Here is a 9,174-nt window from a genome sequence, read left to right as displayed (position 1 = left end):
TTTTTATTGCCACATTTTCGTTAAAGCTCATGCTACAGTGTCAAAATGTTGTTCAACGAGGAGCCTCGATCGTGCCTGGTTTGAAAATTACTCTGCTGCAACAACCGTTGATTTGGATGGATGGCCCGGCCAACCTGCGCCATTTCGACCGACAACTCGAAACCGTCACCGGACGTGATGTGATTGTGTTGCCCGAGATGTTTACCAGCGGATTTGCGATGGAAGCAGCAAACAAATCGCTGCCGCAGGAAGAAGTCGTAAGCTGGATGCGCGCCAAAGCGCAACAAACGAACGCCCTGATCGCGGGCAGTGCCGCGATTCACTCCGAACGCGGTGCGGTTAACCGCTTTTTTCTGGTCGCGCCTGAAGGTAATGTGCATTTCTATGACAAACGTCATCTGTTCCGTATGGAGGATGAACATCAGCATTACCAGGCGGGAGATGCGCGCGTTATTTTTGCATGGCGTGGCTGGCGCATTCTGCCGTTAATCTGTTATGACCTGCGTTTTCCGGTGTGGTCGCGCAACCGTAACGATTACGACCTCGCTTTGTATGTGGCTAACTGGCCCGCGCCGCGTTCGCTGCACTGGCAGGTTCTGCTCACTGCGCGGGCGATTGAGAATCAGGCGTATGTAGCAGGATGTAACCGTGTAGGAACTGACGGTAACGGTCATCATTATCGCGGTGACAGCCGGGTGATAAATCCACAGGGTGAGATTATTGCCACCGCCGAGCCGCATCAAGCCACACGTATTGACGCTGAACTGTCGCTCTCGGCACTGCGTGAGTATCGCGAAAAGTTTCCCGCCTGGCAGGACGCCGACCCGTTCGCGCTGTAGATATCGCCTCTCCTCCCGCTGCGTAACATTTTTCCGTAGCGGGATTGTTGCACTCCGTAACCAACCGCAAAACAAATTCGCGTGGCGACATGCTGCGGGCAACGTATTCTGCAACGGATAATCACTCGTAACCGGCGAGTGACTGGCAATGTTAATAATTCCTTTATCAGGATCTCAATAATGAAGAACTTCGTACGCATGACCTTGCTGGCAGCTACCGTGGCTGGCGCTTCTTTTAGCACATTTGCAGCAAATGTATCCAATGTTCCCGCTCCAGCTCAGGACCCGGTAGTCCAGCACCTTAAGCTGACCAACGACCAGGTTGCGCAGATTAAAAAACTGCACCAGCAGCTTGAAACCAACGTCAGCCAGATTTCAGTGAAAGATGTTAAAGACGGTGCATTGATTGACGTCATCAAGTCCGGGAAATGGGATGAAACCGCCGTCAAGAAGCAGCTTTCCGCGTTCAGCAATATCGAACAACAAGCGCGTTATTATCGCGTGAAATACTACTTTGACCTGAACAAAGTGCTGACTCCGGAACAGCGCCAGCAGGTACAGAAAGATATCGCGCAGACGCTGAGCGAGTAATCCCCAGGGCCTGAATCAGCAATGATTCAGGCTTTTCGGCACAATCTCCTGCTCAAAAAAGAAGCCCTGTACAGCATCTGCGCCGCTCATACGGCAGATGGCGTAATCCTGCGCGCTTTCTACTCCCTCGATCACCACCCGCTCTCCCAGCCCGCGAAATTGATTGACCAGTACCCGCAACTGCCACTCCGATGATCTGAACTGATGAAACATCCCGCTTTCAATTTTAATGGCATCAAAACGGATGCCAGACAGTCGCCAGACAAAAAACAGCTCAGGCGAAACGTCATCCAGCCACACACGAAACCCATGACGCACCAGGGTTTTTATGGCGATGCATACCGCCTGCTGCTCTGCGTTTTCCAGACGCATCATGGTCGCGGGATCCTGAATTTCAATAACAATCCGCCCCTGATGCGCCTGCCTGGTGAGTCGCGAGATCCACGACAGACAGGTCAGCATCCTGACGGATAAATTCAGCGAATAGCTTCCTGGAAGTACGAGCACCCGCTGCATTTGCCACATAAACAGCTGCTGTTTCGCGCTGACAGAAAGATGCTTGAAAAAAAGATCCAGCGGGAGCGGCGTGCGCACCTGGCTTAACACCTCACGGACATCCAGTGATGCATCATCAAAAAAATGAATGCGCTGCAAACGGATCCCGGAGATCCGCAGTAGTTCGGCATTACGGGGAAGCTCTGGTACATATTGAGCCTGTTCGCTGAGTCTGTTCATATCATTCCATTTTTTGATTAAAAGGACGTCGTGCATCCTGTAACCAGGAGATACGGCGATCGTTCGGGTAGATCAGGTAAAAGCGCGTCGCCAGACGGTGCGCCTGGTTCAGGTCGCGCTGCTGTAACGCCAGCAAGATTTGCGTGAAGGAGATATTCGGGTCCGGGTGAACACGCACATAGTCAGGCGCCCAGCGGCGAACCAACTCCAGCCAGCGAGCATCCCGGGTACGTTGATACCGTTGCAGGTATCCCATCTGGAGATCAAACCGGTAGCGTGTGGCAAGCAACCAGCCGCCTACCGGGAGCGATTCGGCAAGTTGCCACTGTGTTAACTGCCGTTCCGCCAGCGTCAGTTGCTGTTGCGTCTGTAGCGTGAGAAGCAACAAGGGAGTGGCTGTCAGAAACGAGATAAATGCCAGCCCACGAATCAACGACGTCGCCGGGCGCGTCAGGCTTGTCCCTTTTAGCGCGCCATCTGCGCAACGAAGCAGCAGGATCAGCAATAACCAGTGTGGCGTTGACTGCCTGACCGGGTATTCCGTCAACATATGGATAACCACCGGCAACGCCGCCACCAGGCAGGCACGACGCCAGCGATTTCCGTGCAGCCAGAGCCATAACCCACCCGCAATAAAACACAGCGCGCCCGCCAGCCCAACCAGACCGCCCTCCACCAGCCACAGCACCAGTTCATTATGTGGATGCGAGATGCTGCTCAGCCCCAATGGCCCCGCTCGTTCGAGAAAAACAGCAGCGAAACTGCCCACGCCCCATCCCATCCACGGCCGTTCAGCAAATAATGCCAGTGACGTTTTCAGCACCGTCCAGCGCACATGAGAAGTCGTTAAATGATCTACCGTGGCAACGGACAAAAAATGGCGAGCGGCCGCGCCTGCCGCCATACCTAACGCCAGTGGCAACAGAAGTAGCAACAACGTGCGGCGTTGTGCAGGGAACACCGCCAGCAGCAACACTTCGCCGACCGCCAGAGACAAAAAGCCGGTTTGCGACTGGGATTCATGCAGCACAAATCCCATCACCACCAGAGCAATCCCGATAACAATTCGGTATCTGCCGCCCAGGCGTAAAAAGAGCAGCGCTGACAGCAACACGCCGCACGCCGTGAAACTGGCCAGCAGATTGACCTGCTGAAAAATACCGTAGGGCCGCGTGCCACGCCGCCAGGCAAACTCCCAGTAATCAACGCCCGGCCAATGCCAGTACTGATAGACAAACGCCACGCATTCGATGACGCATGCCCCCCATAACAGGGCCAGCAATGCCGTGCGAACGTTTACCGTAAGTGGAATTTGCAATGTCACCAGATAGACAAGCACCCCACCCAATAGCGCCCCCATCACCAGCAACGCCTCGGACCGCCAGACGCCCGGCGTCAGCAGACAAAGCAGCGTCAGGATGAGCGCACCCAACGTAAATCCCATGGCAGGTACAGTGATGCGCCAGCGTCGGCGAGGCAGTAGCATCGTTACGCTTGCAGCCAATACCGCAGCGTAGATCCAACTGGTAATATTAAGCGGCAACGACAGACCGCTGCCGCCGTTATTCAACCAGTAGAGGTGCATGATCCCGCACCAGAAAAACAGACTGACAATCAGCAATAATTTCTGGCCAGGCAGCGGCGCAATACGATTCAGTGCGTTCATCATGCTACTGGTAATTCAACGTCCAGGTCCCGCTGGCGCTGAACGGACCGTATTCAAGGGACTGGTTTTTTATCGCCGACGGCTCTGCCGCGACCCACGCCAAAAAATTCAGCGTCATCGATCCTTCAGTAATCTCTGTAACTGATGTACTTTCATCAAGCCGGATTGCCGTGCCATCGTCTTCGCTCATCCCAATCCCGATCCCCGACGCCCCGCCCTGCTCGCTGCTATCCAGCGCCAGATGATCGGTAAGCTCCGCATCTTCCTTGCCGCTGAAGGTGACCGAGATCCCACGGAAGACCTCCGGGTTGCAGTCGCGTAGCTGGATGCTGAATTTTTCCGGCTTACTGCGCCCCGAGAGATAGAGATCCTGCGTCGCGATTTGCCCGAAATCGACCTCGATTTTGTCGCCGCCGGGCGCCAGGCTGCAGGCCAGCGCTCTGATGGTGCCGTGAAAATACATATCGCCGCCGACCAGTTTGGTGTCAGCCTGAACCGTTGCGCCAAACAGCAGCGTACTCACCGCGATTAACGTTCTGAAAGTCATGGTATTACCCTACTGAAACTGCGCGACAACGGTGGCAGAGGCTTCAAACTCGCCTTCCTTAACGCTCCCCACGCCCGGCTTTGCCACCGGTGCGGCAGTGAGATTCCAGTCGCCCTGATTCTGGTAAAAACCCTTCACGTTGTAGAACTGATTGGGCACTACGGTGCCGCCGCTCTCGTCTTTAATCATAATGCCGAGATCGTCGCGTTTCTGTCCGCCACTCAACGTGCCGAGAAGATGATCGTTAAACCCAGCCGTACCTGACGCCGTGGTGGTTTGTACACCTAAATTGATGTTCAGCGCGCCCTGATCGAAGCTGCCACCTTCACAGACCACGTGTATCGGGATCGACTTGCTGTAATTGGTGCCGTTGAGCTTTGCAGCGGATCCGGGCAGATCGCCAAACTCAATGCTGATTTTGTCTCCCCGATTGAAGGTGCATTTATCCGGCACGGTAATGAGCCCGGATTTAATGACCACGCGTGAAATCGCCGTGGTTGGCGTAGGTCCCGCACCGCCCATGCGCCCGGCAACCTCCACCAGCGACTGAGAAGTGATATTGATGCCATTGATAATGGGTTTAGTGACAATAAACGTCACTTTCCCTTTTGAACCACTTTCAACGTTCGTGGCGCGCGTGTAGCCCTTACGCTTTTTACAGCTGTTGTTACTGTTGCGATTTGAAACGTTGGTAAACGGTGCCTGGACGTATTTGTTATAACGTCCGGCAACCCACACCTGAACTTCCACATCCAGATACTCGTTTAACCGAAAACGGTTCGCCCCCTGATTTGAAGGCGGCATAGTGGTCGTGGTGGTGTAATAAATTGGCTCCCGAGAGATATCGGCCTGTTCGCAATAAAAATTCACCACATACCAACTGCCCAGATTCCAGGTAAAAGGCTCCGTTCTGCCGCCTACATGGTTTTTGCTGACATCCAGCGAGCTCAGTTCAATATCGTACTGATGCGGCGACCCGCCCTCCGGCTCACCTTCACCCTGAGTAAATGCCTGCCCGGCCAGCGGACAGCCAGCCAGGGCGACCCACAGCAGCGCTTTGTGCAATACGCTCATAGATACTCCAGCTTAAGTCTGACCAGACCGTTAAATTCGCCAGCGGTCACCTCCGGGGCAAAAGATTCCAGCGCGGCAAGAAAGTGAATCGCGTTATCGCCCGGTTTGAGGATCCACATGCGTTGCGGTTGATTCAGGTGAATCAACTGGTTGCGTTCGGTCAGTAGCCGAATGCCCGCACCACGCACATCGCCGCGAATACGCCCCAGATCGCTGTTTTCCGGCGCCCCCTCGGCCATCAGCGTCATCGAAACGCCACGTTCCACCGTGCTATGCGCCAGCTCCGGCATTTCGCTGGTCTGTCCGGGAAAATCCCTTAAGGTATGGCCAGAGCCTTTTAAGCAGCCATTCAGGTTCAGCGTCACTAATACCGAATCGCTGCGATCGCCGCTCTGGCGAAAGCGGCTGGCGGAAATATCACCCAGATCGATGGTCTGATCGCGTGAAGCCATATCCAGCACGCACGGCGAAACGAATACCCGACCGTGAAAGCGGACGTTGCCATACTCGCCGGAAACGTTGCTCATATCCTGGCGGCCGCTAGTGGCCTGAACCGGGCAGGCCATACCAGCCATCAGCAGAACGCAAAGCATCTTTTTCATTTACGAGTCCTTTACCGGGGCTGTTGCTCCATCGGCAATGCTTTACACACATTGCCTGTGCAGCTGAATTTCAATTCAGGGTGACCGCCAAAATCGTTCACATACATCATGCTGAACTGGCTGACGCTGCCGTCGGTAACGCTGAAATCAAGCGAGGATTTTGGTGAAACCATAACCCCGGGGAAGTCAGTCAGCCTGCCGCCGCCCTGCGCTTCCGGCTTACGGCTTAAACCGATCAAGGTGACGAAGTATGGCGTTGGGTTATCCACGGTCCAGCGTAGACCCTGCTTGTGAAAGACCAGTTGGTTTTGCCACACCGCGCCCGGCGTTTCCGGCACGATGGCGGTCGGCCGGTAGAACAATTTGATGCGCGACTGCATCGCCAGTTGCAGCACGTTAGGCTTATCAGGCTTAGGTGGAATCTCACGCACATTCAGGTAGAACAGGCTTTCTCGATCCTGAGGCAGCGCATTAATCCCGCTGGTTTTCGTCACGCGGGCAATGCCTTTTTGCCCACCGTTAATTCGCTGCAGCGGCGGTAAGACCATCAGCGGCGAGGTAACTTTTGTTCCGTTGGCATCTTCCACCCATGACTGGGCCAAAAACGGAATGCTCGGGCTGGTATTGGTTAAGTTCGCACTGACAGAGCGCGCATCACCGGTGATGATCATCCGGGTACGGTCGAGCGCAATGCCCGCCCAGGAAGCGTTGATCTCTGCAATAAAAAGCAGGCCACAAGCCACGGGTTTGAGCCAACGCTGCACGGAGTAAAAAGCTTGATTTTTCATGACAAAATTCATTCTGGTTATTGAAATTATTCACAAGGCAACAGCACGTTACCTTCCGGGTTGAGTTGTTGTGGCACCTGTAAGTGACACTGCGCTCGACCGCCCCACGCCACGGAAAGACGCTCGGCTGGATTCACACCGGCAATCCAGGCCATGCCGTTTTCCATCACCATGGCGACGCTGACGCCGTTGGCGTTAAATACTTCGGCGCCAAACGGCGGAACCGAACCATCCTTCAGGCGCAGCAGCGCCATCATTTTTTGCCCCTGCGCCACGGCAAAGCGCTGGTAGCCAATCGCCCCTTCCGTCAGGGTGTTGGTGACAATGGCTTTGGTCGCGGAAATATCCTCGTCCATTGCGTCCACATCGATACGGGTATCAAAGCTGTGATAGCTGACGACGTCCGGTACCACGGCAATACCGAAGCGGTTTGAGTGCGCCTGTTCGCCGTTCAGCGGTACATTCGCCACACCGTCGGTATCGACCATCACTCTGGCGGTATTCATTGACGCCTGGCTGTTGTGCAACGCCGCACCGTGACGCGTCGCGGTAAAACCGCCGCGCATCGTGCCGCCTACGGAGAAATAACGTGATTGCTGCCAACTGACGTTAGATTCCAGCTCCGCCATCATGCTGCGGTGCTTGTAATAGCCATCAAATGCCGTGTGCCCTTCACCGGAAACCCCTGCGCGCAAACGCCATGGATTGTTACGGTCGCGGTTATCGGAATACGAAACCATCTGGCTGGTCTGGTTGCCGCTGTTCTGCAATTCATAATCCATGGATCGGCCATCGCTCCAGGGAATCGAAATTGAAAGCGAAAGACTGTCGTCCCGTTTGCCCTGATACTCAGAGCGGTAAGCCGCAAGGTTGGCGCTAATCCCCTGGATGCCCGCCAACGAAAAGCTGTGTCCCATCGACAAGCCGTAACGATCCTGCGAACGACGATCCCAGTAGTTCTGGTGGGTGTAGGTCAGATACAGCGTGGTGGCTAACTGCGGATCGTCGGCAAAAAAGGTTTTGTTACCGGTGATGGTGTACATCTCTTTTTCGTTGCCGGCGCTGTTGTTATTGGCATACTGTTCGTCGAGGAACTGCGAAAAAGTGCGGAAGTTACGCTGTGAAAAGCGGTACCCGGCAAAGGTGATGGCGCTGTTGTATTCATCGAAGGTTTTGGCATAGCTGAGCTTAAAGGACATGCCTTTTTGTTCAGCCTGATGCTTCACCCGACTCACGGATTGCGTCGCATCTGCCGACAACGCTCCCAGCCAACTCAAATCCCGGCCAATCCCCATCGACCACGCGTTATAGCGATCGCCAGTGAGCAGCGCACCGCCGTACAGCGACCACGCATTGCTGACCCCCCATGAAAAATCGCCGGTATAAAACGCAGGGCCCTGAATGTCATGGTTGTAAAGCGATGGCTTACCGACCGCGGCGTTGTAGCGAACGTAGCCTGGGCGCGTCAGGTAGGGAATATCGGCGGTGTTAACCTGAAAAGTTTGAACGCTGCTATCCTGCTCCTCGACGCGTACATCCAACGTGCCGCGTACCGAGCCGTGCAGATCCTGAATATTAAACGGCCCCGCAGGAACGGTGGTTCGATAGATAACACGTCCCTGCTGACTGACGGTGACCTTCGCGTTACTACGCGCGATGCCATGAACTTCAGGCGCGTAACCCTGCAAATTCGGTGGCAGCATACGCTCATCGCTGGCGAGGTTAGCCCCTGTAAAACGAACCGAATCAAAAACCTGAGAATTCAGATAGATTTCGCCAAGCGTCAGTTTTGCCGCCTGCATCGGTAATGGGCGATAAGCATAGATCTGATCCCAGTCGATACGCCCACGATTATCATCGGAAGCGTAATTGGCCTGATACTGCCCACGAAAGCGCCATGCGCCGAGGTTAAATCCGGTTTGCCCGTAGCCAGAAAGAGAGCGGTAACGATCGCCCCCCTGTGCGTAATGTGTGGCCTGACCCGAGATGCTGTAGTCAAAAATCAGCCCCGCGACGCCATTATCCCAGCGTTCTGGCGGCGTCCAGTCTGGATCGGTATATTTCATCCATGCCTGCGGCACGGTAATGTCCAGTACGCCTGCGCTATTATTCAAGGCTACGCCCGGCAGACGGGAAATGTCATAGCAGGTCGCACTAATTGGATGAATATAGGTCAGCGCCTCTTCTTTGAGCGCCAGTAATTCGAGTTGTTGCTGCGTCAGACACGCCATGGATTTATGCGCGTTGGCAGGATCGACGATATAGCGAATCGATTGCTGAGGAATTGCCTGGCTGTTAATACGAACATCCAGCAGATATTCGCCGGATGTCA

General features: G+C 54.7%; 9 protein-coding genes. 2 read left to right on the top strand and 7 right to left on the bottom strand.

Translation table 11 applies throughout. From position 1 onward, the window contains the following. The first annotated feature begins 71 nt into the window (after window positions 1–71). Window positions 72–839: an amidohydrolase gene (locus JSN25_RS09695; RefSeq protein ID WP_204525669.1), complete on the top strand. Its 768-nt coding sequence runs from the start codon at window positions 72–74 to the stop codon at window positions 837–839. A 180-nt stretch (window positions 840–1,019) separates the two neighbouring features. Then, window positions 1,020–1,430, top strand: a complete 411-nt coding sequence (locus tag JSN25_RS09690) for a Spy/CpxP family protein refolding chaperone (protein ID WP_204525668.1) — start codon at window positions 1,020–1,022, stop codon at window positions 1,428–1,430. Between the two features lie 15 nt (window positions 1,431–1,445). On the opposite strand, the gene JSN25_RS09685 is transcribed toward JSN25_RS09690, so the two are convergent. The 7 genes from JSN25_RS09685 to JSN25_RS09655 form a co-directional block, all read right to left on the bottom strand. Next, window positions 1,446–2,165, bottom strand: a complete 720-nt coding sequence (locus tag JSN25_RS09685; RefSeq protein WP_204525667.1) for an EAL domain-containing protein — start codon at window positions 2,163–2,165, stop codon at window positions 1,446–1,448. 1 nt (window position 2,166) lies between these two features. Further along, entirely contained in the window at window positions 2,167–3,834 is a 1,668-nt protein-coding gene (locus JSN25_RS09680) for an O-antigen ligase family protein (protein WP_204525666.1), read from the bottom strand. A 1-nt stretch (window position 3,835) separates the two neighbouring features. Further along, the gene (locus JSN25_RS09675; protein WP_038637520.1) at window positions 3,836–4,378 is read right to left on the bottom strand and encodes a fimbrial protein; all 543 of its coding nucleotides are present in this window, start codon (window positions 4,376–4,378) and stop codon (window positions 3,836–3,838) included. 9 nt (window positions 4,379–4,387) lie between these two features. Continuing rightward, window positions 4,388–5,452, bottom strand: a complete 1,065-nt coding sequence (locus tag JSN25_RS09670) for a fimbrial protein (protein WP_085047754.1) — start codon at window positions 5,450–5,452, stop codon at window positions 4,388–4,390. Next, entirely contained in the window at window positions 5,449–6,054 is a 606-nt protein-coding gene (locus JSN25_RS09665; protein ID WP_204525665.1) for a fimbrial protein, read from the bottom strand. Before JSN25_RS09665 ends, JSN25_RS09670 begins: the two co-directional genes overlap by 4 nt. A gap of 11 nt (window positions 6,055–6,065) precedes the next feature. Continuing rightward, a complete protein-coding gene (locus JSN25_RS09660) occupies window positions 6,066–6,842 on the bottom strand; it encodes a fimbrial biogenesis chaperone (RefSeq protein ID WP_042310485.1) in 777 nt (258 codons plus the stop codon). Between the two features lie 26 nt (window positions 6,843–6,868). Continuing rightward, window positions 6,869–9,174: fimbria/pilus outer membrane usher protein (locus JSN25_RS09655; RefSeq protein WP_204525664.1), on the bottom strand; the 2,306-nt coding region annotated here is incomplete at its 5' end.

Source organism: Citrobacter cronae (assembly GCF_016893685.1).
Lineage (GTDB): Bacteria > Pseudomonadota > Gammaproteobacteria > Enterobacterales > Enterobacteriaceae > Citrobacter > Citrobacter werkmanii.
This window is presented reverse-complemented; position numbering and strand designations above follow the sequence as displayed.